Raw genomic sequence first — 25,067 nt, 5'->3', positions numbered from 1 at the left:
CTGAAGAGCCGGGCGGCCACTCCTTGGAAGCCACTGAAGGCAGAGAACCATAAGCCACACCCGGCCCTCCCGGGCCGCCTAACAACTTACGGAGAACCATGGACAAGTCTGCCCGATCATTACTGACTCAGATGGAGTTCGACGCCGTCCGCTCCACCGTTCGGACCGACAACCCCGACGTCTCGGAGGACGACGCTGCGGTGATCGTCGCCGAGGCGCTGGCGTTCGTCGCGACCTGCGCGATTTTCCCCGCCGCGCGCCTGGTCCCGTCCCGAGTGGTCGACGCGGGGTGGCATGCGCTCATCCTGCACACCCAGACCTACGCCGAATTGTGCGCGCGGCTCGGGGCTTTCGTGCACCACCGGCCCGAGGAGCCCGACCCCGCCCGCTATGACCAGGACATCATCGACCGCACCACGGCCTTGGTCGAGGAAGCCGGGTACAGCGTCGATCTTGATCTGTGGGGTCCGCCGGACGGTGATCTGGTGTCGGTGGCCGCCAAGTGCCAGCACTCGGACGACAGCGGGCCGATCGTGACCATCCCTAAGCCCAAGGGCTGGCCTGCCAGTTCGCGATGAGAGGGAAAGCCATGGAGTGGATCAACCCTGAGTACGCCGATCTCGTAAGGTCCATGCGGACCGCGGAAGCGGCTATCGGCAGTGACGACCGTCCGCCACTCCGCGGCTTCCTCATCCCGGGCGGCGCAGGAGGCGGGGATCAGCAGGGCCCCCGGGTTCCACCGCCCCTCTGAGGGATAGGCGCAACCCGGAGCGAACCGTGTGAGTCCTGCCCGCACTCTCCTGTGAGGGCGGGCGGGACGTTGTTGATTCTCTCGGTGAGCGGACAGCCTGCCGGCCCGAAAGGCTCAGCGGGCGGCGACCGGCGCGGCGGCGGCCTCCGGAGCGCCCGGTGCGGCCGCGGCCCGCCGGTAGTAGTCGAGTTGTGTCACCCCGTTGTAGCCGTAGCTCTCCGGGTGCAGTTCGTGCAGCGCCACACCGGACCGGGGGAGTGGACCGAGAAGGTCCGACAGCAGCTCATCGGCCGCGGCGATGAAGGCGGCCTTCTCCGCTGCGCTGTTGGTGCCCGCGGTGAGACTCGCCTCCACATGTGCGTCACGGCCGTCGGTCAGGGGCGCGCTGTCGACGTAATAGCGGCCGGGCGGCACCAGGTTGAGGTGGACGATGGTGCGCGCGCCGGACTTGCGCAGCACCGTGACCGCCAGCCGCGTCAGGCCCTCGGCGAGGGCGCGCTGGACGTCGGTGGGGAGGTCGGGGTCGGGGACGGTGACCCGGAAGTACGGCATGGCTCTCCTCGGCATCTGCTCGGGGTGTCACCGCACGGAACCGGCGGCACGGAGCCAGCCTCACCGAACCGGGCATCATGGATCCAACGCATAGCCGTCATAGGGATATGAGACCGACGCATGACCCTGAACCTTCCCCAGCTGCGGGCCTTTCTCGCCGTCGTCGACGCGGGCGGGTTCAGTGCGGCCGCCGCCGAGCTGGGCATGAGCCAGTCGGCGGTGTCACACGCCGTCGCCTCCCTGGAACGCGAGTTGGCCGCGCCGCTGCTGATCCGTGCCCACCCCGTGCGGACGACCGCGCTCGGTGAGCGGGTCCTGCCGTATGCCCGGATGGCACTGTCGGCGGTCCGGTCCGTGGAGCAGATCGTGGCCGAGGCGGCCGGGACCATGACCGGAACCGTGCGGCTGGCCGCCACACCGACGGTCTGCCAGGGGCTGGTCCCCGGCCTGCTCCGGCACTGGCGCGAGGATCAGCCCCGGATCACCGTGCGGGTCTTCGAGGGCGACAGCGGCGAGGTCGCGGCCTGGCTGGAGGACGGGACGGCCGATGCCGCCGTCCTGGTCGATCCGCCCCCGGCTGCCGCCGGGAAGTCCCCCCACGCCGATCACGGCGTCCAGCTCGCCACGGACGAGTACCGGGCCCTGCTGCCCCGGGACCACCCGCTCGCGGACGAACCCGGTGTCGACCTCCGCGACCTGGAGGACGACCCGTTCCTGATCTCCCCCAACGGCTGCGAGGCCCGGGTCCGTACGCTCCACCGCCGGGCCGGACTGCGTTTCGCTCCCACGCACCGGGTGCGGGACCTGGCGACGCTGATCCGCATGGTGCAGGCCGGGATCGGCGTGACCGTCCTGTCCGAGGTCTCCCGCTCGCTGATCCCCGCCGACCTGGTCCTGCTGCCGCTGAAGCCGCGGACCTCGCGCCGCCTCGTCCTGACCGGACCGCAGGCCCGTCCCTGGCACCCGGCGCTGCGCACCCTGGCGGAGTCGGCCGCCGGTCATCTGACGCGCACCGCCGCCCGGCCGGCGGAGGGTCACCCCCTGCCCAGCGGCAGCCGCTGAGCGTCCGGGGGCGTCGCGGCCGGCCGCGCCCCGCGGTCCGTTTCTGAGTCATCCCCGGGCGTCGCGCCGGAACAGCGCGGCCCAGAGGAAGGCTTCGCCGAAGTACGGGGACTCCGGCGGCTCGTCGTGCGCAGCGCATTGCGGCCCGGCCCGCTGCCCAGGTCGAGGGCCCGGCCCGGGGCGATGAGCCCGCGTTCGATGTACGAGACCAGGTGCTCGTCCGGCTTCGCCACGAAGAACGGCACCGCCCGGTCGCGGTCCGCGTAGAAGCCGTCCCACCACGCGGCCCCCTCGCTCGTCCAGCGGTCGGCCTCCGGCGCGAACAGGCCGTCCAGAAGCCTGAGTACGTCGTCCACGGTGCGGATGTTCCGGTCCATCCGGTCCCCCTTTCCTGTCCCGCGATCGTAGGTTCAGCGGGCACAAAAGCCCAGATCAGAGGCGATGTCAGGACACTGTTGCCGGCTGCGTGCGGGGCTGGGGAGAGGTGGCGAAGGGTGCCGCCCGCGCCTCGGGGCGGCATGCCGCTCACGCCCCGGCCGAAGGTCGGGAAGGGGGCAATTCCGGCTGCGCCGGGCCGAGTTTCCCGGCCGGTTTCCGGCCGGTCCGGGTGCCGTCGCCGTCCTGCGTCGGCGGACGAACCGGTACCGCCGGGCGCAGGCCGGGGGCCAGGGCAAGCGTGACCACGACCGATGTGGCCGCCATCGCCGCCATCGCGGTCGCGGGCGAGGTGCGCTCGGCCACGGCGCCGGCCAGCGCGGCGCCCACACCCTGAAGGGTCAGCATGCCCGAGGAGTGCAACCCCAGGGCGTGGCCGCTCAGTTCGTCCGGGGTCAGCGACAGCAGGCGCTCCTGCAGCGGGAGGTTTGCCGCATAGCCGATGGTGGCGAGCAGCACCGCGGCCACCGCGAGGGGGAGCGCCGGGCGTACGGCGAACAGCAGATAGGGCACGGCGAGCAGCAGACACAGCGGGACACAGAGCCGTGGCCGCCACCGCCGGGGGACGCATCTGCCGATGAGGACGTCCCCGGTCAGCATGCCGAGCGCACCGCAGGCGAAGAGGAGGCCCGCGTGCCGGGGCGCGTAGGGCACATAGAGGGACTCACAGCCGACGATCAGCCCGTTGGGCACCCACAGGGCGAGGTAGACGGCGCGGCGGGGGCCGGCGGACCACAGGCGGGCGTTGTTCCGCCAGGTGCCGGCCACCGACGCCCGGCCCGTGGCGCGCGGGGGCCGTCGGCCGAGACCGCACCGGGCGACGACCGCGGCGGCGGCGTACAGCGCGGCGCCGGCGAGCAGGGTGCTGCGCGCCGACAGGACGGTCACCAGCACCCCGCCGGCCGCGAACCCGCAGATCTGTAGCAGCCCGTCGGACATATTGAGCACCGAGCGGCCCAGCAGATAGCCCTCGCGCGCGAGGATCTCGTGGAGCAGCCCGTAGCGCACTCCACCGCCCAGCGACGAGACCGGCCCCAGCGCGAGGAGGACGGCGAAGGCCGCCTCCACGGGCAGCCCCGGGAGGGCCTGGATGGCGGTGCCCAGGCCGAGGAGCAGCGCCAGGCCGGACAGCGCGGCGCGCGGCGGCATCCGGTCGGCCGCCGACAGCAGGGTCGCCGCCCCGATCACCTGGGCGAGGGCCGGGCCGGACATGGCGAGGGCGGCGAGCAGCGGGGAGCCGGTCGCGGCGTGGACCCGGTGGCCCAGGGCCGGTCCGCTCATGGTCTGCGCCCCCACCTGAAGGGCGCTGGTGAGGAAGAACGGGGTGAACTCCGGTGTACGGAAGAGCTGTCGGTAGGTACGCACGGATCAGGAGTCTCCGGGGCCGCGCGGCCGGGGCGTTACTGTTTCGCGGGTCGGCGAAACCACGGCGGGCCGCGCGGGGCGGGGAGCGGGGGAGGGGATGGGCTGGTGGGAGGTCAGTGCGGACACCCTCGCCGGCAGCCGCTTTGTGCTCTCCCCGCTGGCCGAGACCATCGCCGCGCTGAAGACCCTGCACCGGGGCACGGCCGCGCATCCGGGGGAGGGGGCCTGGCTCGCGCGCCATGGGCCCGCCTACCGCGGGCGGCTGGCCGGTGACCCGGTCACCGCGGCGCTGATCCGCGCCGCACTCGGGTACCGCTGGAACGCGACCTTCCTGACCCCCACCCCGGCCGCGGAACGCACCGCGGAACCGCCGTCCTTCACTGACGAGTTGGCGGCCGTCCGGGCGACCTCCGCCGACACCGCCCGCGCCGATCTGGCCGTGTCCCTGGCCGGCCGGCCGCTCCCCGGCCCGCTGCGCCGCGCCGGCGATCTGCCCGAGCGCACCGCCGGTCTGCTGGAGTGGGTGTGGCAGGAAGCGGTGCTGCCTTACTGGCCGCGCCGCCGACGGGTCCTGGAGGCCGATGTCCTCGCCCGCAGCGCGCAGTTGAGCCGGGGCGGCTGGACCGCGGCGATGGACGGGATGCGCCCCGGGATGCGCTGGCTCGGCGCGAACCGGCTTCAGATCACGGCGGACGACCATCCGCCACGGGAACTGGCCGGGGCGCAGCTGCTGTTCGTCCCGGTCACCCCGCGGCAGAGCTGGGTCTCGTGGGACGTCCGCCCGGCTCCGGGCGGGCACCGGTCCGCCGTGGTGTATCCCTGCTCGGGCGCGCTGGCCGGGATCGGCCGGGTGGCGGTGCCCGAGGCGCTGGGCGCCTTGCTGGGCCCCGCGCGGGCGGGTGTTCTCGCGCTCCTCGGCACGCCCAAGAGCACCACCCAGCTGGTCGCGCTCACCGGTCAGGGCCTGGGGTCGGTCGGCCGGCACCTCAGGGTGCTGCTGGACGCCCGGCTGGTCGGCCGCCGCCGGGCCGGGCGGTCCGTGCTCTATTTCCGGACGGCGGCCGGCGAGGCGCTGGTGGCAGCGCAGTGTGACGGATGAGCAGGGTGTTCCGGCCGCGTCGTGGGACTGGTCCGGCGGCCCGAAAATCATGGGGTTCTGCCTTGCTCTCTTCGGGGGCGCATGTCTCAATGGGCAGCGATTCAGGTCGCTGACCAGCCGTCAGATCTCCGGGCGGCCGGGTCGGCACGGGGTCCGACCGCGGCTCCCGGGTGGCTGCCTGTCGTTCCTCCCGCACCCCTCGACGGCCGGTGCCATGGACCTGCACCCCCCTCATGAAGGCGGTAACCCCCCTATGAAGCACCTCAGACCCGGCAGATTCGGCTTCCGTACGGCACTTGTCGTCGCCGTCGCCACCGCGGGCACTCTCGCGATGGCACCGGCCGCCCCCGCGGTGACCCCAGGCACCGCCACCCTCTCCTTCAACTGCGGCTTCTACGGTTCCGGTACGGGGACGCTCACCGCGACCCAGAACGGCACGGCCGCGACCATCAGCCTCTCCACCTCGGCGATCACCTCACCCATAGCCATCGGTGCGAACTCGGTGGCGTCCACCCTCACACTCACCAAGAACGGCTCCGGGACCACCCAGTTCAGCGGCAAGGCCAACCCGGCGATCCCGGCCGGCAGCCCGGTCTCGACCGGACCGCTCAGCGGTACGGTCGCCGCGGGCGACCGCCTGGAGGCCACCTCCCTGAAGGTCGTGGTGTTCGGCATCACGGCCACCTGCCAGGCCACGTCCAAGCAGTCGCCCGGACCGTTCGTCTTCTGAGCGACGGGCGGGGGCCGGCGGACCCACGCCCGCCGGTCCCCGCCGTACGGTTGCCGCCCGGTCAGCGGGCGTGGCTCACACCTTCCCCGGGCCGCCCCCCGCGCCGGAGGCCTCCCGCTCCGCCCGTGCCAGGTTCGAGCGGCGGTAGGAGTACGTGAAGTAGATGACCATGCCGATCAGGAACCACACCGCGAACCGGACCCAGGTCTGCCACGCCAGGAACGTGATCAGCCAGATCGAGAAGCACACGCCGATCGCCGGCACCACCGGCATCCCCGGCGTACGGAACGTCCGCGGCAGGTCGGGACGCTTGTAGCGGAGCACGATCACCGCGATGCAGACCACCACGAACGCGAGCAGGATGCCGATGTTCGTCAGTTCGGCGGCCTCACCGATCGGCAGGAACCCCGCGATGGCCGCGGAGGCGAAGCCCACGATCCAGGTCACCCGGGTCGGCACATGGTGCTTGGGGCTGGTCTTGGCGAACCACTTCGGCAGCAGACCGTCGCGGCTCATCGAGAACCACACCCGGGTCACCCCGAGCATGAAGGTGAACATGACGGTCAGGATGCCGATGATCGCGCCGACCGCGATGATGTCCGCCAGGCTGCTCAGGCCCACCGATTTGAACGCCGACGAGAAACCGCTCTCCGGGTCGATGTCCTTGTAATTCTGCATACCCGTCAGCACCAGGCAGGCGAGGACATACAGCACCATCGAGATCGCCAGCGAATACAGGATCGCCTTCGGCATATGGCGCTGGGCGTCCTTGGATTCCTCCGCCGCGGTACTCATGGCGTCATAACCGAAGACCGCGAAGAAGACCGTCGCCGCACCGGTGAAAGCGCCGGTCACCCCGAACGGGAAGAACGGCGTGTAATTCCCGGTGTTGATGTGGAAGAAGCCGACCGTGATCACCACGACGACCACCAGGACCTTCAGGCCCACCACGAACGTCTCGAACCGCGCGGCATTCTTGATGCCCAGGGTCAGCAGATAGGCGATCAGCAGACAGAGCACCGCGGCGAACAGATCCACCCGGTGCCCCGGCCCGGTTCCCGGCGCGCCCAGCATCCAGGCGGGCAGATGCACGCCCAGTTCCCCGAGCAGAAAGCCGAAATAGCCCGAGATACCGATCGCGACCACCGCCACGATCGCGGTGTACTCCAGCAGCAGATCCCAGCCGATGAACCAGCCGGCCACCTCACCGAGGACCGCATAGCCGTACGTGTAGGCCGAGCCCGCCTTCGGAATCAGCCCGGCGAATTCGGCGTACGAGAACGCGGCCGCGGCGCTCGCGACGCCCGCGATGAGAAAGGAGATCAGCACCGCCGGGCCGGCCTTCTCGTTCGCGACGGTGCCGGCCAGCGTGAAGATTCCCGCGCCGATGATGCCGCCGACGCCGATGGCGGTCAGCTGCCACAGGCCGAGCGCCCGGGTCAGCTGCTCGCTCGCGGTGCCCTCCGCCTCTTCGATGTGTTCGATCGGTTTACGGCGCAATACGCCCTGTCCCGCGCGCAGGCCCATCGTCATCCCTCCGTACGCTCCGTCGTGGTCCGACGGCGGATCATCATGGACCCTCGGGAGCGACTAAGGAAGGCGACTCCCTAGTACTGCCGGGACTCGCCGGGAGACGTACACGAGAGAGGTGTTCAATCGGCGTCCTCCAGCCGGAATCCGACCTTCAGGCCGACCTGGTAATGGTCGATCTCGCCGTCGACGATATGCCCGCGGACCTGGGTGATCTCGAACCAGTCGAGATTGCGCAGGGTGTCCGAGGCGCGCTTGATGCCATTCCTGACCGCGGCGTCGATGCTCTGCTGGGACGTACCGACGATCTCGGTCACGCGATACGTGCGGTCGGTCACGGTGGTCTCCCTCGTCGGGGCGGCGCTCCGCCCGTCCACTCTCCACCGTGCCTCAGGGCGGCCTGCCCCACCAGCGGAGCGGCGGGCGGCCCGGCGCGCTACGGGACGACGGTGACCGGCCAGCGCCCGGCCTTGACCAGCCGCACCGCGACCGACCCCATGATGCGGTGCCCGGCCGACTCCGAGGCACCGACCACCACCGCGTCGGCCTTCAGATCATCGGCCATCTGCACCATGCCGTTGTACGGGTCGCCGCGCAGCGTGTGGAACTCCCAGCGCACCTGGTATATCCCCTGGAGCCGCTCGGCCGCCCGGCGGATCTCGGCCATCAGCTCCTCGGCCACCTCGTTCGTGGCGTCCCCGACCGGCGCGCCCATCGCCGCACCGGCCGGCAGCACCGGCTGGACATGGACCAGCACCAGCTTCGAGGCCTGCCGCCGCGCCAGCCCCGCCGCATAGGCGGCGGCGCGCCACGACGAGTCGGAGCCGTCGATGCCGACGACGATGACCTTCGGGCCGTCCGTTCCGCGTTCGAACTGCGCGGCTGCGTTCTCCTCCACACCACGGAGGTTATCCGCACACGCGTGCTGCCGGGGTCCGGGGCCGCGTCGTCGCCCCCGCCGCCCGGCCCGGTCAGGCGGGAGCCGGCGGCCAGCTGTCCGCCGACAGCACTCCCAGCACATACGCCCTGGCCACCAGCGCCGTACGGCCCTGTACCCGCCAGCGCCGGGCCAGCCGGGTGAGGTGGTAGTTGACCCCGTCGACCGTCAGCCCGAGCGCCGTACCGATCGACGCCGTGGTCGCGCCGCCCGCGGCCAGCGCCAGGATGCGGGCCTCCACCGGGCTCGCCGAACCGCGCGGCACCGGCGGAGCGTCCTCGCCGACCCGCAACAACGCCAGCAGGGCGGGCGGATGCACCGACGGATCGCCCACCGGATCGACCGTCAGCTCCCCCTCCCGTTCGCCGCCGTCCGAGCCCTCCCGCCAGCGCACCTCCACCGGATAACGCGACCGGCGCCCCAGCCGCAGCGCCTCGGTCAGCCGGTCGAGCTGCGCCTTCGCCCGCGGCTCGAAGAGGTCGAGCAGATTGCGGTCGCGCAGCTGACCCGGTGCCGCGCCCCACTGGGCGGCCATCGCCGGGTTGGCGATCAGCACCGTGCCATCGGCCCGGCACACCGCGATCGGCGTGGGGATACGGTCCAGCAGGATCAGGAAGTAGTTGCGCCAGGGACCGTCCGCGTACGGCCCGGCCGGGTCGAGGTCCGTGCTCTCACAGGCCGGTGCGCCCGCGCCGTCGGTACCGGCGCCCCGTGCGCCGCCGGCAGTCCCGTTGTCCATTGCCTCTTCTCCGGTCCGCGCGCAAGAGCGAGCAGCGAAAAACCACTGCACAATCATGCAGTTGCCCGGGCGCCACCTGCGCAGGGGGGCCCGCACGCTGGAGACATGACCGACACCATCGCCCTCCACAGCGACGAACGCGCCGCCGATGACGGCATTCCGGTGGCCGACCTCACGGACACCGGGATCACCCACACACCCCTCCAGCAGTCCATGGACCTCGCCCGCATCCACGGCCCGTTCTTCAAGCGCAAGTTCGGCGAGCGGGAGACACTGTTCGTCTCCGCGCTCGACCTGGTCACCGAGATCGCCGACGAATCCCGCTTCAGCAAGGGAGTGTCGGTCGTCCTGGAGAACGTCCGGGAGTTCGCCGGTGACGGTCTGTTCACCGCCTACAACGACGAGCCGAACTGGGCCAAGGCGCACGAGGTCCTGATGCCGGCCTTCGCGCTCGGCTCGATGCGTACGTACCACCCCGCGATGCTCAAGGTCGCGCGCCGGGTCATGGCCGCCTGGGACCGGCAGGTCGCCGACGGCACGCCCGTCCAGGTCGCCGACGACATGACCCGGATGACGCTGGACACCATCGGGCTGGCCGGCTTCGGCTTCGACTTCGAGTCGTTCTCCCGCGGCGAGACCCCGCCCCCGTTCGTCGAGGCCATGGTGCGCTGCCTCGAATGGAGCATGACGAAGTTCTCCCGTGACCCCGACGCCGACCACTCCGCGGCGGACGCGGCCTTCCAGGCCGACGCCGACTACCTCGCCGCGGTCGTCGACGAGGTCATCGCCGCCCGCACGGCGAGCGGCGAGAGCGGCGACGACGATCTGCTCGGCCTGATGCTCGGCGCCCGCGGGCAGGAGGACGGCGCGGCGGGCGACGGGCCCACACTGGACCTCGCCAACATCCGCAACCAGGTCATCACCTTCCTGATCGCCGGTCACGAAACCACCTCGGGCGCGCTCTCCTTCGCCCTCTACCACCTGCTCAAGGACCCGCTCGCGCTGCGCATGGTCCAGCGCGAGGCCGACGAGCTGTGGGGCGACCAGGCCGACCCCGACCCGTCGTTCGAGGACATCGGACACCTGCCGTTCACCCGGCAGGTGCTCAACGAGGCGCTGCGGCTGTGGCCCACCGCCGCCGCTTTCACCCGGCAGGCCCATGAGGACACCCTGCTCGGCGGCCGCTACCCGGTGAAGGCGGGGCAGCTGATCACGGTGCTCACCCCGATGCTGCACCGCGACCCCGCCTGGGGCGACAACCCCGAGCTGTTCGACCCCTCCCGCTTCAGCCCGGAGGCCGAGGCGGCCCGCTCACCGCACGCGTACAAGCCCTTCGGGACCGGTGAACGCGCCTGCATCGGGCGGCAGTTCGCGCTCCACGAGGCGACCATGCTGCTCGCCCTGCTCGCGCACCGCTACCGCCTGATCGACCACCGCGACTACCAGCTGCGCATCAAGGAGACGCTGACCCTCAAGCCCGACGGGTTCACCCTCACCCTCGCCGCCCGGACGCCCGCCGACCGGGCCGCGGTCCGCACCGCGCTCGCCGTGCTCCCCGGCGCCGCCGAGCGCACCGGGGACGACGCGGCCACCGACGAGGGGCTGCCGACCCGCGTCCCCCAGGGCACCGGTCTGCTGCTGTTGCACGGCAGCAACTACGGCACCTGCCGCGAGTTCGCCGAGCGGCTCGCCGACGAGGCCACCGGACTCGGCTTCGCCGCCGACGTGGCACCCCTGGACGCCTGCGCCGGCACCCTGCCCGCCGACCGGCCGGTCGTCATCGTCGCCGCCTCCTACAACGGCCGGCCCACCGACGACGCGGCCGCCTTCATCGAGTGGCTCAACACCGCGCAGGACGGCGCCGCGGCGGGCCTGGCGTTCGCCGTCCTCGGCGTCGGCGACCGCAACTGGGCCGCCACCTACCAGCACATACCGACCCTCATCGACGACCGGCTGGCCGCACTCGGCGCCCACCGGCTGCTGCCGCGCGCCGAGGCCGACGCCTGCGGCGACCTCAGCGGCACCGTCAAGGAATTCACCGCGGAGCTGCGTACCGAACTGCTGACGCGGTACGGCGACCCGGCGACCATCGGCGCCGGAGCAGCCGCCCCCGAGGACACCGGCTACACCGTCACCGAGATCACCGGCGGCCCGCTGGACGCGCTCGCCGCCCGCCACGGCCTCGTCCCGATGACCGTCACCGAGGCCCACGACCTCACCGCCGAGGGATGGCCGCGGCCCAAGCGCTTTCTGCGGATCGCCCTGCCGGACGGCGTCGGCCACCGCACCGCCGACCACCTCGCGGTGCTGCCGGCGAACGCCCCGGCCGCCGTCGAGCGGGCCGTACGGGCCCTGGGCGCCGACCCGGACACCGTCCTCGCACTGCACTCCGGCCGCCGCGGACGCGACACCCTGCCGGTCGACCGGCCCCTGACGGTACGCCAACTCCTGACCCACCACCTGGAGCTGGGCCATCGGCCTACGCCGGAACAGGCCGCCGTGCTCGCCGCCCACAACCCCTGCCCGCCCGAGCGCCGGGCCCTGGAGACCCTCGCCGAGGACGACCCGCGCACCCTGATCGAGCTGATCGAGGCGCATCCGGCGCTGCGCGGAGCCCTGCCCTGGCCGGTGCTGCTGGAACTGCTGCCGCCGATGCGCACCCGCCACTACTCGGTGTCGTCCTCGCCCGCCACCGACGCCCGGCACGCCGACCTGATGGTCTCTCTGCTGCCCGGCGGCACCGGCTCGACCTATCTGCACCAAGTGCGGCCCGGCGACACCGTACTGGCCCGCGTCCAGCCCTGCCGGGAGGCCTTCCGCCTCGACCCGGCCGATGACACGCCCGTCATCCTGGTCGCCGCCGGTACCGGTCTCGCGCCGTTCCGCGGCGCCGTCGCCGACCGCGTCGCCGCGGGCCGGCGGTCCCCGGCCCGGCTCTACTTCGGCTGCGACGATCCCGCCGCCGACTTCCTGCACGCCGCGGAGTTCGCCGCCGCCGAAGCCGCCGGCGTCGTCTCCGTACGCCCCGTCTTCAGCGAACGCCCCGAGAACGGCCACCGTTTCGTCCAGCACCGGATCGCCGCCGAGTCCGCCGAGGTGTGGGAACTGCTGCAGGCCGGGGCACGGGTGTACGTCTGCGGGGACGGCAGCCGGATGGCCCCCGGCGTACGGGCCGCCTTCCGCGACCTGCACGGCGCACACACCGGCGCCTCCCCCCAGGAGTCCGAGGCCTGGCTGCGCGAACTGACCGCCTCGGGGCGCTACATCGAGGATGTGTACGCGGCGGGATGAGGCCCGTGGTGGGAGCCGGGGGGCGGACGCCTCACTCCCCGGCGTCCGCCTCCCGCCCCGCCGCCCCCGTGAGGTGCACGACCAGCAGGGCGATCCCGGCGAGGGTGACATTGCGGGTGGCCGCTTCCAGGCCGTTCCAGGCCTTGGACTGCCACATGGCGAACCACTCACCGCCGATGGCGAGGAAGCCCGCGCCGAAGAGCAGGAGCAGCATCAGCAGGCCAACAGTGCTGACCAGCCGGGCGCGTTCGAGTCCGCGCCGGCGCCGCATGCCCCGCGCCCACAGCGCGGTGGCCGCTATCAGCACCAGCGCGGTGAGCGTCTCCCAGGCGATGATGCCCAGATACGCGGCGTTCTGCCAGGTCCGCGAGGTGATGGCCCGCCCCATCAGGTCCGGGTCCTTGAAGGTGGTGTCCATGGCCAGGACGTGCTGGACGAACTGCTGGTTGGTGCCGTAGTCGGTGATGTTGCCGAAGGCGACCAGCGCGATGTAAAGCGCGACGATGCCCGTGAGGGTGGCGGCCGCAAGTGGCAGGCCGGTGCGCGGTATCCGGCGGATGGAGCTTTTGTCGGACATGGGTCCTCCCCGAGTCGGTTGTGTGGTTCGATCTTTGCTCATCCGCTGTCCACAGGGTGCTTCCGGCTGTCCTGAACTCCCGTACGCTGCTGCCCGATCGACCGGGAGACCGACCGGCGACGGGCCGTCGGGCCAGTGGCCGGACGGCTGAGGACCTAGGGGAAGCGGGGAGCATGAACGGGAAGCGTTGTGTGGGAACGGTCGCCGTCGCGGCGGCCGCGGTGATCGCGGCGACCGGGCCGGCGGGCGCCGAGCCGGCCGGGGCGACGTACGGCACCAGCACGTCCGTGGGCGTCCACAACGCCTATGAGAAGGAGAAGTACCCGTACTTCGCGGATGCCCTGGACTCCGGCGCCGCACTGCTCGAACTCGACCTCTGGACCAACGGCCTGGGCCGGTCCTTCCGGGTCTCGCACAGCAACCCGCTGGGGAACAGCAGCAACTGCGAGGGCGCCGCGAACGCCTCGGAGCTGCGCACCAAGCGCCGTGACCAGGACTTCGCCGGCTGCCTCGCCGATGTGCGGGCCTGGCACGACGCGCATCCCGGCCACCGTCCGATCCTGTTCAAGATAGAGATGAAGGACGGCTTCAACGCCAAGGGCGGCCGCGGACCGGCCGAGTTCGACGCGCTGGTGCGCGAGAAGCTGGGGGACGCCGTCTACGGCCCCGGCGACCTCACCGCCGGACACGCCACCCCTGACGAGGCGGTACGGGCCGACGGCTGGCCCTCGCGCGCCGACCTGGCCGGCAAGTTCCTGATCGAGCTGATACCCGGCACCGTCGAGGAGAAGAACCCGTTCGACAAGCTGTGGACGGACGTGGAGTACGCCGGCCACCTCAAGAACCTCGCGGCACAGGGGAAGCTGGACCGGTCGACGGCCTTCCCCGCGGTGCACGGTGCCGCTCCCGGCGACCCCCGGGAGCGCTACCAGGACCCCGCGCTGCGCCCCTGGTTCGTGGTCTTCGACGGTGACGCCGCGACCTATCTGAACGGCAGCATAGACACCGCCTGGTACGACTCCCGGCACTACCTGCTCATCATGACCGACGCCCACAACGTGCCGCCGGTCATCGACGGGACCCACCCGACCGAGGCGGAGGCGCTGGCCAGGGTCCGGCAACTCGCCGCCGCACACGCGAGCTTCGCCACCGCCGACTGGTATCCGCTGCCGTCCGTCCTCAAGACCGTGGTGCCACGGGGGGCCTGACGGCGGACGCGTTTGCCCCGGAGCCGGGCCGCTCGGCCCGCGGCGCCGGTGCCGCGATGGCCCGTCGGTAGAGCGCGGCCACATCCGTGCCGAACCGGCTGCTGTACGAGACGAAGTCGTCCCCGCCCTCGTCGAGACCCCCTATCACCCCGATCAGCGCACCGGTCCCGGTGACCGGGTCGAGGTCGGTGAGCATCGGCCCGCCGCTGGTCCCGTTCGGGAACCCCGGGCAGGTGAAGCGGAGTTGCGCGGGGCCCTGGGCGTCCGCCGTGTGCCGGCAGCTGACCGGCGCGTCCCGGTCCTCGGGATAGCCGGTCAGCTGGGCCGCGCGCCCCGCCGGTGCGTCGAAGCGGATGCGTTCGGCACCGGTGAGGTCCGCGATCCGGCCACCGGCCCGGCCGGCCCTGCGGACCCGCAGGAACGCCACATCGTGATCCGGGTCCCGGTCGCTGATCCAGCGCGGGTCGACCTGTATCCGGGTCGGCACCCACAGCCCGTACGGCGCGATCCCGTCGTGCAGACCGGGCGCGAACACCAGCCGGGTCCGGAAGCCGTCGTCGTGCACACAGTGCGCGGCGGTGGCGATGAGGTCGCCGCCCGGCGACTGCACCACGCTGGCCGTGCAGTGGTGGACCGGATCGCCGTTACCGTCGGGGGAGAAGAGCGCGCCGATCGCCGGCGAGGCGGCCGCCGGGGCCGCCAGCAGGGGCCGGGACGCCGACAGCGGGGCCGCCATGACGCTGCCGTGCCGTGCGGTCACCACCGGGCCGGGCTGCTCCTTGTAGGGCCCGGCGAGCACCGCGGCGGCGGCCCGGTCGCCGTCGGCCCGGGTCGCAAGGTAGGCGCCGGTGGCGGAGTCCCCGGGGGCCAGGAACGGATCGCGGGACGGTGAACCCGGAGCCAGCACCGCACTGCCCATGGCCACGGTCAGCACCGCGAGCGCCAGGGTCACCCGCAGCGGAACGCCGGGCCGGCCACGGCCCGTGCAGGCGGCTCCGCCAGGACCCGGGCAGCCCCCGGCCACCGGTGCCCCGGTGCCCTCGGCCGCCCGTCCGGCGCTGTCCGCCGGTACGGTCCCGCGTTCGCTCGTCTCCACCAGCCGCCGCCTCGCCGCATCAGCCGGCACCACCCCGTCGGAACACAGGACGACACCGGATCCAGACATTTCACCCAGTCTGATGCAGGGGTGGCCGCTGTGGTTCGGTCACCCGGCCGCCTCATTGCGTAACAGCGGCGCGGAGCACCGGGAAATCCCCCCGGGAGACCTGCGATCCGGGGCCCCGGCGGGCCGTCGCGCGGACAGCGTGAGTGCGCCGCCCGCCCGTCATCCGCTAGGCCGGTCGGGTGATCCAGGAGGTACCGCGGGAGCCGCCGGCCGGCTTCATGCCGCCCGCCGCAGCCGCCGCCCCGCGAGGTTGTGCCCGATCAGCGTCTCGGCCAGACCGAACTCGTTCGGGAAGTCCATCGGCACGATGCCCAGGCCCCGCCAGCCGCTCCCCTCCGAGCCCGTCAGCAGCTTCTTGACCTGCGGGTTGAGGCGGTCGGCGTTGGAGCGGGGCGGGAGCAGGGCGGCGGTGCTGACGTAGTTGACGAACAGCTTGCCGGGCTGGGTGACGGCCTTGCGGAACTGGGCCTCGATCTTCGGGTACTTCCCGAACGGCTCCGCCATGTAGTCGTCCTGGATGTCGAACAGCTGCGGATCGGCGTAGCGGACGCCGCCCAGGCCGTCGGAGTCCGCCAGCAGCACGACCCTGCCGCGGGCCTGACCCAGCGTCGGCAGACCGGCGTCGAGCCGGAACAGCGACCGGTAGCCCTTGTCGTCCAGGTATATGCCGAAGATCCGGCGGAACTCCTCGGCGGAGACCTCCGAGTACTCCTGCTTGACCCGCATCAGCACGGTCTCCGAGGGGTGCGCCCGCAGGAACGCCCGGCAGGCGTTGAGCACATCGCCGAACATCAGCTCCTGGTAGAAGGCGCCGTGATGGATGGCGAAAACGTTGTCGATGGCGCGGCAGCGGACGTCCAGAAACCGTATTCCGGAAGCAAGTTGGGCGTCGATGGCGGTGTTCTGGCAGGCCACCCAGGGGCCGCCCCGCCGCGCGCCGGAGTCATGGGTGCCGGGGACGGTCAGCCGCTGCACGGGGGTGTCGTCGCCCAGCGCCGCCATCCAGTCCGCCACGGACACCGCGGGCGCCCGGCGTTCCGCGGCGCCGGCCGTGAACTGGCCGCTGCCGGCGCCCGCCAGCACCCCGGCGGCCGTCAGCCCGGCCGCGCCCCTGAGGAATCCCCGTCGATCCAGCACCGGTCCCATGCCGCTTCCCCTGCCCGTCGAGTCTGCGTGCGTGCGCACCGGTCGTCCGGTGCGCGTCCGTGGTCGGGGCATCGAACCACATCGGACGCGCGCACGGCACCCGGCCGGCGGACCCCGCAGGTCACACCGGCCGGGACGTGGCTGAGATCAGATCCGGAAGGACAGTGACAGCGCGAAGCGGTCCGTGCTGTCCGTCCACCAGTTCTTCAACTCCAGCCCGGCTGCCGCGAGTTCGGAGCGTACGCCCTCCTGGCGGAACTTCGCCGAGACCTCGGTGCGCATCTCCTCGCCCGCCCCGAAGGGAACCGCCAGGTCCACTCCGGGGATCTTGACGGTCAGGTCCTTCCGGGCCCGGAGCCGCATCTCGATCCACTCCTCTTCGGCGTTCCACCGCGCGACATGGTCGAAGTCCGCCGGGTCGAAGTCACCGCCCAGCTCGCGGTTGATGACCTCCAGGACGTTCTTGTTGAACGCGGCCGTCACGCCCTGCTGATCGTCGTACGCGGCGACCAGCGTGGCCTCGTCCTTCACCAGGTCGGTGCCGAGCAGCAGCGCATCGCCCGGGGACAGCATGGCGTGCACGGAGTGCAGGAACGCGGAGCGCTCCTCGGGGAGCAGATTGCCGATCGTCCCGCCGAGGAAGGCGAGCAGCCGCGGACCGGGCGTCTGCGGGAGTTCGATGCCCTGCTGGAAGTCGGCGACCAGTGCGTGCACGGTCAGCCCGGGGTGCTCGGTGAGCAGCGCCTCGCCCGCCGCGGCCAGCGCGGATTCGCTGACGTCGATCGGGAGATAGGTGTGCAGCCCGGTGAGCGCGCCGATGAGGTGGCGGGTCTTGTCGGACGAGCCGGAGCCCAGTTCGACCAGGGTGCGCGCCTGGGTGGCCGCGGCGATGTGGTCGGCGCGGGTGAGCAGGATCTCCCGCTCGGCCCGCGTCGGGTAGTAGTCGGGCAGCTTGGTGATGTCCTCGAACAGCTCGCTGCCGCGGGCGTCGTAGAACCATTTCGGCGGCAGTTGTTTGGGGGTACGGGACAGGCCCTGGCTGACATCGGCGCGCAGCGCGGCCGCGGTGGCGTCGGCAGGGAGGGTGCGGGTGATGTTGAGGGGGCTCACGTGACGGGCTCCTTGAGCGGGGTGAGATGGACCTCGGTGCGGGTGGCCCGCAGCAGGGTGCGGTCGGGGACCTCGGTCCAGTGGGGGGAATCGTCGTACGGTTCGGAGGCGACGACCGTGCCGCCTCCGGGAAGGGACCGGTGGCACAGCGTGTCGCCCCAGGCGGTGGCGGCGATCGTGGTGCCGTCGGTGAGCAGCAGATTGAGCCGGGAGCCGGGAGCCGCCCCGGCGACCGCCGCGACGGTGCCGGCCAGCGCCTCGCCCAACTCGTCGCCGCGCGCCAGCCGGTGCAGGACCAGGGCCCACAGGAACGCCGCGTCGCAGCGGGCCGGCAGCCGCAGCAGCTCCTCCGGCGGCAGCTCGGCGGCCAGCGGGGCGAGCACGTCCGGCCAGCCGGCCACCGCGCCGTTGTGGCTGAAGAGGTAGCGGCCGGTGGCGTACGGCGCGGCCGCGGCCTCGGCGTCCGCCCCGGCCACGGTGGCGTCCCGGACGGCGGCGAGCAGTGCGCCGGTGCGCACCACCCGGGCCAGGTCGGGCAGCAGGTCGTCGCCCCAGATCGGCCCGGCCCGCCGGTAGCGCGCGGGCACCGGGTCGCCCGGCGCGTACCAGCCGACGCCGAACCCGTCGGCGTTGACCGTGCCGTGCCGCTGTCGGCGGGGCGCCCACGACTGCTGATAGAGGCTGTGCGGCGGGGCGAGCAGCAGTTGGCCGAAGGGTATCTCCGGTCCCAGATAAGCGAGATGACGGCACATCAGGCAGCGGCCTCCTGGCGCGGTGGGGGCGCGGTCCTCATGCGTCCGCCGTCGGGTCGGCGTCCTGGGCGGTGCGGAACCCGGAGAAGATCTGCCGTCGGACCGGGAGGTCCCAGTTGCGGAAGGTGCCCCGGCAGGCGACCGGGTCGACCGCGAACGAACCGCCGCGCAGGACCTTGTACGCGTCGCCGAAGAACACCTCGGAGTACTCCCGGTAGGGGAAGGCGGCGAAGCCCGGGTACGGCAGGAAGTCGCTCGCCGTCCACTCCCACACATCGCCGATCAACTGCCGTACGCCGAGCGGCGACTGTCCGTCCGGGTAGCTGCCGATGGGGGCGGGCCGCAGATGCCGCTGGCCGAGGTTGGCGTGCGCGGGTGTGGGGTCCTCGTCGCCCCAGGGGTAGCGCCGGGCCCGGCCGGTCGCCGGGTCGTGGCGGGCGGCCTTCTCCCACTCGGCCTCGGTCGGCAGCCGCCGCCCGGCCCAGCGTGCGTAGGCGTCCGCCTCGTACCAGCTCACATGCAGCACCGGCTCGTCCGGCGGCACCGGCTCGGTCACCCCGAACCGCCGGCGCAGCCACTGGCCGCCGTCGCGCTTCCAGAAGAGCGGGGCGCGCAGCTTGTGCTCCTGCACCTGCGCCCAGCCGGCCGCGGCCCACCAGCGTGGGTCCTCGTAACCGCCGTCCTCGATGAACCGCTGGTAGGCGCCGTTGCTGACGGGTGTGGTGTCGATCCGGAAGGCGGGCACCAGCCGGCGGTGGGCGGGCCGCTCGTTGTCCAGCGCCCAGGGCTCGGTGGACGTGCCCATGGTGAACGGGCCACCGGGGACCAGGACTTCGGCCGGAAGGATGTCTGCGGAAACCACCAACGGCTCCGCCTCGCTGAGCACCGGGGGCCCGACACGCAGTTGATGGGTGATGAGCATGGTCTCGTCGTGCTGCTGCTCGTGCTGCGCGATCATGCCGAAGGCGAAACCGGAGTCGAGCAGCGGACCGCCGTGCAGCGGGGCGCTCTCCAGGACGTCCAGCACCCGGCCGCGGACCTCGGCGACATAGCCGTGTGCCTCGTCGGGGGCCAGCAGCGGCAGCGAGGGCCGCTCGGCGCGCGGGTGCTCGAAGGCGTCGTAGACGGAGTCGATGTCGGGGCGCAGCGGATCACGGCCGCCGACGGTGCGCAGCAGCCACTGCTCCTCCTGGTTGCCTATGTGGGCCAGGTCCCAGACCAGCGGGGACATCAGCGGGGAGTGCTGGGCGACGAGGTCGGGGTGCTCGACGCAGGTGGTCAGCAGACGGGTGCGGTCGCGGGCGGCGAGCAGCGCCGAGGCGGCGCGCTCACGAAGCAGCTCGGGATCGGGGGTCACTGGCTTTCCTTCCCAACGAGGGGATCGCCCTCCGCGGCGTACAGGGCGTCGAGATGGTCGTCCGCGGGGCAGCGGCCGCGTGCCACATAGCGTTCGGTGAACGCCGCGACCGCCGCGCGCACCTCGGGGGAGGCCCCCAGACGCGGCAGGGCCTCCTGCGCGGCGGAGAAACAGGCCGTCGCGGCGGTGCGCAGCTCCGGGTCGGTCAGCCCCGCGCGCGCGGCGTGCCGCCACAGCGGATTGCGCGGTGCGGGCCGCGAACCTGCCGTCTCCGCAAGGGGTTTGACGATGCGGTAGGCCCGTTCCGTCGCTTCCGGGTCGTCGAACAGCGCGGCCGTGACGGCCAGCGGCACGATCCAGCCGGCATCGCCCGACTGCGCGTCGATCATGCGCAGCTCCAGATGGCCGCGCGGCCGCACGGGCGGGAAGAGCGTGGTGACGTGGTAGTCCAGATCCTCCCGGGTGGGCGGTCTGGGGACGCCGGTGCGGACCCACTCGCGGAAGGTGAGCCCCTCCGGAGCGTCCCATCGCCCGTCCTCGGAGCGGATGCACATCACCGGGGCGTCCAGGACGTAGCGCGCCCAGGCGGTGCGCGGGTCCGGCCCCGTGGGCGGGGCGAGCGTACGGGCCGGGTCGAGCTGTGACCAGATGACCTGGCGGGTGGTGCGGTACCCGGTGGGGCAGCTCTCGCTGATCGGCGAGTTGGCGAACGCCGCGGCCAGCACCGCGCCCAGCAGATGGGCCAGCAGCCAGCGCCGGCCGTATCCGAGCGGTCCCGGCTCCTCGTGGCCGGCGTCCACACACACCTGCACGGACGCGGTGGCGCACATCATGGACCGCCCGGCGGAGCCCCAGCGGTCGAAGTACGCCTCCATGGCGTTGTAGCGGGGATCGGTCAGCACCCGGCGCGGCGGGTGCCAGGGATTGTGGCCGTGACCGGCCAGACCGAGGCCCATGGCCAGCATGGCGGGCCGGACCAGCGCGAGATCGGCGGAGACCGTCTCGATGCACTCGGCCAGGGAGATGGCGGGCTGTGAGCTGAGCTCCAGCTGGCCGCCGGGCTCGAAGGTCAGCAGGGAGGTGAGGGGCAGGGCGCGCAGGGCGGTGGCCGCGCTCTGCAGTCGGGCCGGTTCGACCGGACATCGGGGGTTGCGCGCATCGTGGACGAGCCATTCGATCTCCACGCCGAGACGGCGCGGCGGGCCCGTTTTGAAGCATATTCCGCGCAGATGAGCTTCCAGTTCCGCTTCCGATACCGCAGGTCGTACGGGCATGGAGTCCCTCTCCCTGGTGGGTGGCGGCAGGAGTGCCGCCCTCCACCTAATCGGCTGCGCGCGATGCGCTCAAGGGCGCGTCCGCGCCGCGGGCGGCGGGACGGGCTCCCACCGGGCGAGGGGGACGGCCGGACCGGGGGACCGCCGGACGGTGCCGCGGCGCCTCCTCGGCGCCAGGGCGGCCTTCCCGCCCGCCGCACGGCTCCGGGACCGGAGCGGCGGGCGGTGGAGGGGGCCGGGAGAGGGGTACGACCGTTCGAGTGAGTGCGGGGCGGGGCGCGGTTTGCCGCCCCGGGCGGACCGCTGCGTCAGGAGCCGGGCGCGCCCGGCCGCCCGCGCCGCGTCACTGGCGGTAGCCCGCCAGGAAGCGTCCGATCCGGCTGATCGCCGCGTCCAGATCATCGGCGCGCGGGAGGGTGAGGATGCGGAAGTGGTCCGGGCGCGGCCAGTTGAAGCCGGTGCCCTGGACCACCTGGATCTTCTCCCGCAGCAGCAGATCGAGGACGAACTTCTCGTCGTCGTGGATCTTGTGTACGGCGGGATCGAGGCGGGGGAAGGCGTAGAGGGCGCCCTTGGGCTTGACGCAGGAGACGCCCGGGATCTCGTTCAGCCGCTCCCAGGCCCGGTCCCGCTGCTCGCGCAGCCGGCCGCCCGGCAGCACCAGGTCCTCGATGCTCTGCCGGCCGCCGAGTGCGGCCTGGATGGCGTACTGCGCGGGGGCGTTCGGGCACAGCCGCATGGAGGCGAGGGTGCCCAGGCCCTCCAAATAGTCGGCGGCGTGCTCCTTGGGGCCGGTGACCACCAGCCAGCCGGAGCGGAAACCGGCCACGCGGGAGGACTTGGACAGGCCGCTGAACGTCAGGCAGACCAGGTCGGGAGCGAGCACCGCGGCGTGGTGGTGGACCGCGTCGTCGTACAGGATGCGGTCGTAGATCTCGTCGGCGAAGACCATCAGCCCGTGGCGCCGGGCGAGATCGAGCATCCCGTCGAGCAGTTCGCGCGGATAGACCGCTCCGGTGGGGTTGTTGGGGTTGATGATGACCATCGCCCGGGTGCGGTCGGTGATCTTCGAGGCGAGGTCGTCGAGGTCCGGCAGCCAGTCCGCGGACTCGTCGCAGAGGTAGTGCACGGGTTTGCCGCCCGCCAGTGAGGTGACCGCCGTCCAGAGCGGGAAGTCGGGGGCCGGGATGAGGACCTCGTCGCCGTCGTCGAGGAGGGCCTGCACCGCCATCGAGACGAGTTCGGAGACGCCGTTGCCGAGGTAGATGTCCTCGACGCCCACGTCGGGCAGTCCGCGCTGCTGGTAGTGCTGGGCCACCGCACGGCGGGCCGAGAGGATGCCCTTGGACTCGGTGTAGCCGTGTGCGCGGGAGAGGTTGCGCATCATGTCCTGGAGGATCTCGTCCGGGCACTCGAAGCCGAACAGCGCCGGATTGCCGGTGTTCAGCCGCAGCACGCTGTGGCCCGCCTCCTCCAGCGCGTCCGCGTGCTCGATCACCGGCCCGCGGATCTCGTAGCAGACGTCGGCCATCTTGCTGGACTGCTTGAACTGCATGCGGTGGCCTCCCGGTCCCTCGCTCACCGCGCGGCGCGGCAGCATTCGACACAACGTACTTGGTTTTACCAAGCCGGTACTTGGAAAGTCCAACCTCTGTCTATGCTGGTGTCATGCCGCGCCGAAGCTATGACCAGTACTGCGCCGTCGCCCGAGCCCTGGACGCCGTCGGCGACCGCTGGACGCTCCTGATCGTCCGGGAACTGCTGGGCGGCCCCCGGCGTTACACCGATCTGCACGCCGACCTGCCGGGCGTCAGTACCGACATGCTCGCCTCCCGGCTCAAGGACATGGAGCGGGACGGCCTGGTCACCCGCCGTCGGCTCGCCCCGCCCGGCGCCGCCTTCGTCTACGAACTCACCGGCCGCGGGCGCGCGCTGCTGCCCGCGCTCACCGCCCTCGCCGACTGGGGAGCGCCCGCTCTCGACGAGCGGCGCCCGACGGACGCGGTACGGGCCCACTGGTTCGCGGTTCCCCTCATGACGAGGCTGGCCCGGCACTTCACGGACGGCGTCGACGTGGTCGATATCGCCCTGGACGAGGGGGAGTTCCATGTCGTCCTCCGCGGCGACGGGCCGGAGGCCGGCGGCCCGGAGGGCGGGGCCCGTTACGCGGACGGTCCGGCCGAGCGCCCTGATGTCCGGCTGCGCATGGACACCGCGACCTGCGCCGCGCTCGCGTACGGTCGCCTTTCCCTCGCGCGGGGGATCGAATCCGGCCGGATCGTGGTCACGTTGCCCGAGGGGTCCGGTGAACGGCAGCGACGGAAGAGGACGACAACGGCATGACGACGCGCCCCCTGGCGGTCTTCGACCTGGACGGCACGCTCGCCGACTCCGGCCACCGCCGGCATCTGCTGCAGCGCACCCCGAAGGACTGGCGGGCCTTCTTCGCGGCGGCCACCGAGGACCCTCCCCCATGCCTTAAGGGCATGGGAGGTACCCCCACCCCGCCGAGGGGGTGGCCCTGGCCCTGCGCAGCACCGAGGACTGCGACGACGATGAACTCGTCTGCGACGCCTGCGAGGAAGCCGGCTTCCGGGTCGTCCGGGCGCGGTGGGCCACCCCGTCCGAGACCCTGAAGGACGCCCAGCAGCGGGCCGGACGCACGTAGCGCCCGAGCCGCCGGGTCCTTTGCGCCGGCCCCGGTCCGCCCGGCCCGCGTCCGCCCGGCCCCCGGCCGCGTCCGTTCGGCGGAACTGACGATACGTCAGGAGCGGGACCGGGTAGCGCTCGGGAAATGGATCATGTATCAGGAACCCGGGCGCGCACCGGGGCGGCGCTACTGCTGGCCATGGCATTGCTCACCGGGCTCTGGGCCCCGGCGTCCGCGGCGACCAAGGAACCCCGCAGCTCCGGGCGTACCGGATCGGCCTGGCTGCCCTACTGGGGTGATGTCGACGCCGCCTACCGCGACGCGCTCCGGCACGCCTCCCAGCTGCACACCGTCAGCCCGTTCTGGTACGAGACCTCCGACGACACCACCGTCAAGGGTCATCAGGGCGCGGGGCGGCGCGACATCATCGACGGGCTGCACGACGCCGGGATCGATGTCGTGCCGACCGTGACCGAGACCCTCGGTGCCGGGAAGATGGCCGCGCTGATGCACGATCCCGACCGGCGGCGGGACCATGTCGACACCCTGCTGGACCTCGTCGACAGCCGTTCCTACGACGGGCTCGACCTGGACTACGAGGCGATGGCCCTCACCGGCGACCGCGAGGACCGCGACCGGGTGCGGACCGGCTACAACAAGCTCGTCGAGGAACTGTGCGCGCGGCTGCACGACGAGGACAAGCAGTGCGTGGTCACGGTGCTGGCCCGGGTCCGCGGCAGCGGCCAGGCCTTCGACTACGAGCGGCTCGGCCGGTACGTCGACGGGTTCCGCATCATGGGCTACGACCTGCACTGGTCGGGCGGCGACGCGGGCCCGCTCTCCGCCAAGGACTGGTACGACGCGTTCCTGCGCTACGCCACCGGCACCGTCCCCCGGCACAAGATCGAGGTGGCCTTCCCGGGCTACGGCTGGGACTGGGTCAGCGGGGTCACCGGCCATGCCGCCCATGTGACCTGGAAAGAGGCCGAGGCGCTGCGCGAGCGGGAGGGTGCGGAGTACCACTTCGACGAGGAGTCCGGCACCCCGCACTTCAGCTACCGCAAGAACGGCGAGCGGCACGAGGTCTGGTACCAGGACGGGCGCGGCGTCCGCGAGCAGCTGCCGCTGCTGAGGAAATACGGGGTACGGGGCACCGGCCTGTGGGCGCTGGGCTTCGAGGACCCGGACTTCTGGTCCGCGCTCCGCGACGCCTAAGGGGTGTCGAGGCGCCGCCCCGGTCGCCCCTGTCCCTCCCTGTCGTCCCGGTCTCCGCCGCCCCGCCGTCTGTCACCCCGTGCCTTTCGGTGGTGTGGCGGAGACTGTTCCCTGACGGATAC

At 72.3% G+C, this 25,067-nt stretch carries 22 protein-coding genes and 2 pseudogenes; 9 read left to right on the top strand and 15 right to left on the bottom strand.

The features are described from left to right. The first annotated feature begins 131 nt into the window (after positions 1-131). Entirely contained in the window at positions 132-578 is a 447-nt protein-coding gene (locus tag ACFW5B_RS08450; protein WP_386435151.1) for a glycine-rich domain-containing protein, read from the top strand. Positions 579-865: 287 nt separating this feature from the next. Here ACFW5B_RS08450 and ACFW5B_RS08445 read toward each other — a convergent pair whose 3' ends face one another. Further along, the gene (locus tag ACFW5B_RS08445) at positions 866-1,303 is read right to left on the bottom strand and encodes a 4-oxalocrotonate tautomerase family protein (RefSeq protein WP_386435148.1); all 438 of its coding nucleotides are present in this window, start codon (positions 1,301-1,303) and stop codon (positions 866-868) included. 120 nt (positions 1,304-1,423) lie between these two features. Here ACFW5B_RS08445 and ACFW5B_RS08440 point away from each other — a divergent pair, with 120 nt between their 5' ends. Then, on the top strand, positions 1,424-2,365 hold the full coding sequence (locus ACFW5B_RS08440; protein ID WP_386435145.1) for a LysR family transcriptional regulator: 942 nt from the start codon (positions 1,424-1,426) through the stop codon (positions 2,363-2,365). Between the two features lie 119 nt (positions 2,366-2,484). Here ACFW5B_RS08440 and ACFW5B_RS08435 read toward each other — a convergent pair. After that, a pseudogene (locus tag ACFW5B_RS08435) lies at positions 2,485-2,742 on the bottom strand (SAM-dependent methyltransferase); the annotation flags it as partial. 148 nt (positions 2,743-2,890) lie between these two features. Continuing rightward, complete coding sequence (locus tag ACFW5B_RS08430; RefSeq protein WP_386435142.1) at positions 2,891-4,165, bottom strand: MFS transporter; 1,275 nt, start codon at positions 4,163-4,165, stop codon at positions 2,891-2,893. A 97-nt stretch (positions 4,166-4,262) separates the two neighbouring features. Here ACFW5B_RS08430 and ACFW5B_RS08425 point away from each other — a divergent pair, with 97 nt between their 5' ends. Continuing rightward, positions 4,263-5,264 (top strand): ArsR/SmtB family transcription factor, encoded by a 1,002-nt coding sequence (locus ACFW5B_RS08425; RefSeq protein ID WP_386435139.1) that lies wholly within the window; start codon positions 4,263-4,265, stop codon positions 5,262-5,264. Between the two features lie 253 nt (positions 5,265-5,517). Next, positions 5,518-5,994, top strand: coding sequence for a hypothetical protein (locus ACFW5B_RS08420; protein ID WP_018088483.1), 477 nt, complete (start codon positions 5,518-5,520; stop codon positions 5,992-5,994). Positions 5,995-6,069: 75 nt separating this feature from the next. Here the strand turns inward: ACFW5B_RS08420 and ACFW5B_RS08415 are convergent, their stop codons facing one another. From ACFW5B_RS08415 to ACFW5B_RS08400, 4 genes are all read right to left on the bottom strand, one after another. Beyond that, positions 6,070-7,521 (bottom strand): amino acid permease, encoded by a 1,452-nt coding sequence (locus ACFW5B_RS08415; RefSeq protein ID WP_386435192.1) that lies wholly within the window; start codon positions 7,519-7,521, stop codon positions 6,070-6,072. Between the two features lie 125 nt (positions 7,522-7,646). Next, complete coding sequence (locus ACFW5B_RS08410) at positions 7,647-7,862, bottom strand: dodecin (protein ID WP_386435135.1); 216 nt, start codon at positions 7,860-7,862, stop codon at positions 7,647-7,649. Between the two features lie 98 nt (positions 7,863-7,960). Then, positions 7,961-8,422: a universal stress protein gene (locus tag ACFW5B_RS08405; RefSeq protein ID WP_386435132.1), complete on the bottom strand. Its 462-nt coding sequence runs from the start codon at positions 8,420-8,422 to the stop codon at positions 7,961-7,963. Positions 8,423-8,495: 73 nt separating this feature from the next. Next, on the bottom strand, positions 8,496-9,200 hold the full coding sequence (locus ACFW5B_RS08400) for a PAS domain-containing protein (protein WP_386435129.1): 705 nt from the start codon (positions 9,198-9,200) through the stop codon (positions 8,496-8,498). 105 nt (positions 9,201-9,305) lie between these two features. Between ACFW5B_RS08400 and ACFW5B_RS08395 the strand changes: the two genes are divergently transcribed. After that, complete coding sequence (locus ACFW5B_RS08395) at positions 9,306-12,491, top strand: bifunctional cytochrome P450/NADPH--P450 reductase (protein WP_386435126.1); 3,186 nt, start codon at positions 9,306-9,308, stop codon at positions 12,489-12,491. A gap of 31 nt (positions 12,492-12,522) precedes the next feature. Here ACFW5B_RS08395 and ACFW5B_RS08390 read toward each other — a convergent pair whose 3' ends face one another. Next, the gene (locus ACFW5B_RS08390; RefSeq protein ID WP_386435124.1) at positions 12,523-13,068 is read right to left on the bottom strand and encodes a DUF2165 domain-containing protein; all 546 of its coding nucleotides are present in this window, start codon (positions 13,066-13,068) and stop codon (positions 12,523-12,525) included. Positions 13,069-13,241: 173 nt separating this feature from the next. On the opposite strand from ACFW5B_RS08390, the gene ACFW5B_RS08385 reads away from it, so the two are divergent. Then, a complete protein-coding gene (locus tag ACFW5B_RS08385) occupies positions 13,242-14,276 on the top strand; it encodes a phosphatidylinositol-specific phospholipase C domain-containing protein (protein WP_386435121.1) in 1,035 nt (344 codons plus the stop codon). On the opposite strand, the gene ACFW5B_RS08380 is transcribed toward ACFW5B_RS08385, so the two are convergent. From ACFW5B_RS08380 to ACFW5B_RS08350, 7 genes are all read right to left on the bottom strand, one after another. Then, positions 14,248-15,441 (bottom strand): trypsin-like serine peptidase, encoded by a 1,194-nt coding sequence (locus ACFW5B_RS08380; protein ID WP_386435118.1) that lies wholly within the window; start codon positions 15,439-15,441, stop codon positions 14,248-14,250. The genes ACFW5B_RS08385 and ACFW5B_RS08380 overlap by 29 nt on opposite strands. A 216-nt stretch (positions 15,442-15,657) precedes the next feature. Further along, the gene (locus ACFW5B_RS08375) at positions 15,658-16,587 is read right to left on the bottom strand and encodes a phosphatidylinositol-specific phospholipase C domain-containing protein (RefSeq protein WP_386435115.1); all 930 of its coding nucleotides are present in this window, start codon (positions 16,585-16,587) and stop codon (positions 15,658-15,660) included. Between the two features lie 147 nt (positions 16,588-16,734). Next, a complete protein-coding gene (gene egtD, locus ACFW5B_RS08370) occupies positions 16,735-17,697 on the bottom strand; it encodes an L-histidine N(alpha)-methyltransferase (RefSeq protein WP_386435112.1) in 963 nt (320 codons plus the stop codon). Then, entirely contained in the window at positions 17,694-18,449 is a 756-nt protein-coding gene (gene egtC / locus ACFW5B_RS08365; RefSeq protein WP_386435109.1) for an ergothioneine biosynthesis protein EgtC, read from the bottom strand. The genes egtD and egtC overlap by 4 nt, the downstream gene beginning before the upstream one ends. 37 nt (positions 18,450-18,486) lie before the next feature. Continuing rightward, entirely contained in the window at positions 18,487-19,806 is a 1,320-nt protein-coding gene (gene egtB / locus ACFW5B_RS08360) for an ergothioneine biosynthesis protein EgtB (protein ID WP_386435106.1), read from the bottom strand. After that, positions 19,803-21,080 (bottom strand): ergothioneine biosynthesis glutamate--cysteine ligase EgtA, encoded by a 1,278-nt coding sequence (egtA, locus tag ACFW5B_RS08355; RefSeq protein ID WP_386435103.1) that lies wholly within the window; start codon positions 21,078-21,080, stop codon positions 19,803-19,805. The genes egtB and egtA overlap by 4 nt, the downstream gene beginning before the upstream one ends. Positions 21,081-21,423: 343 nt before the next feature. After that, entirely contained in the window at positions 21,424-22,635 is a 1,212-nt protein-coding gene (locus ACFW5B_RS08350; RefSeq protein ID WP_386435100.1) for a pyridoxal phosphate-dependent aminotransferase, read from the bottom strand. Between the two features lie 113 nt (positions 22,636-22,748). Between ACFW5B_RS08350 and ACFW5B_RS08345 the strand changes: the two genes are divergently transcribed. The 3 genes and pseudogenes from ACFW5B_RS08345 (at position 22,749) to ACFW5B_RS08335 (ending at position 24,945) form a co-directional block, all read left to right on the top strand. Then, positions 22,749-23,423, top strand: a complete 675-nt coding sequence (locus ACFW5B_RS08345; RefSeq protein ID WP_386435097.1) for a winged helix-turn-helix transcriptional regulator — start codon at positions 22,749-22,751, stop codon at positions 23,421-23,423. Next, positions 23,420-23,748, top strand: a pseudogene (locus tag ACFW5B_RS08340) (hypothetical protein). The gene ACFW5B_RS08345 and the pseudogene ACFW5B_RS08340 overlap by 4 nt, the downstream one beginning before the upstream one ends. Before the next feature lie 180 nt (positions 23,749-23,928). Continuing rightward, positions 23,929-24,945, top strand: coding sequence for a glycosyl hydrolase family 18 protein (locus ACFW5B_RS08335; RefSeq protein WP_386435095.1), 1,017 nt, complete (start codon positions 23,929-23,931; stop codon positions 24,943-24,945). Positions 24,946-25,067 lie beyond the last annotated feature (122 nt).

The organism is Streptomyces sp. NPDC058773 (assembly GCF_042746015.1).
Classification (GTDB): Bacteria; Actinomycetota; Actinomycetes; order Streptomycetales; family Streptomycetaceae; genus Streptomyces.
The sequence above is the reverse complement of the archived record's forward strand: the minus strand, read 5'-3'. Positions and strand labels throughout refer to the sequence as shown.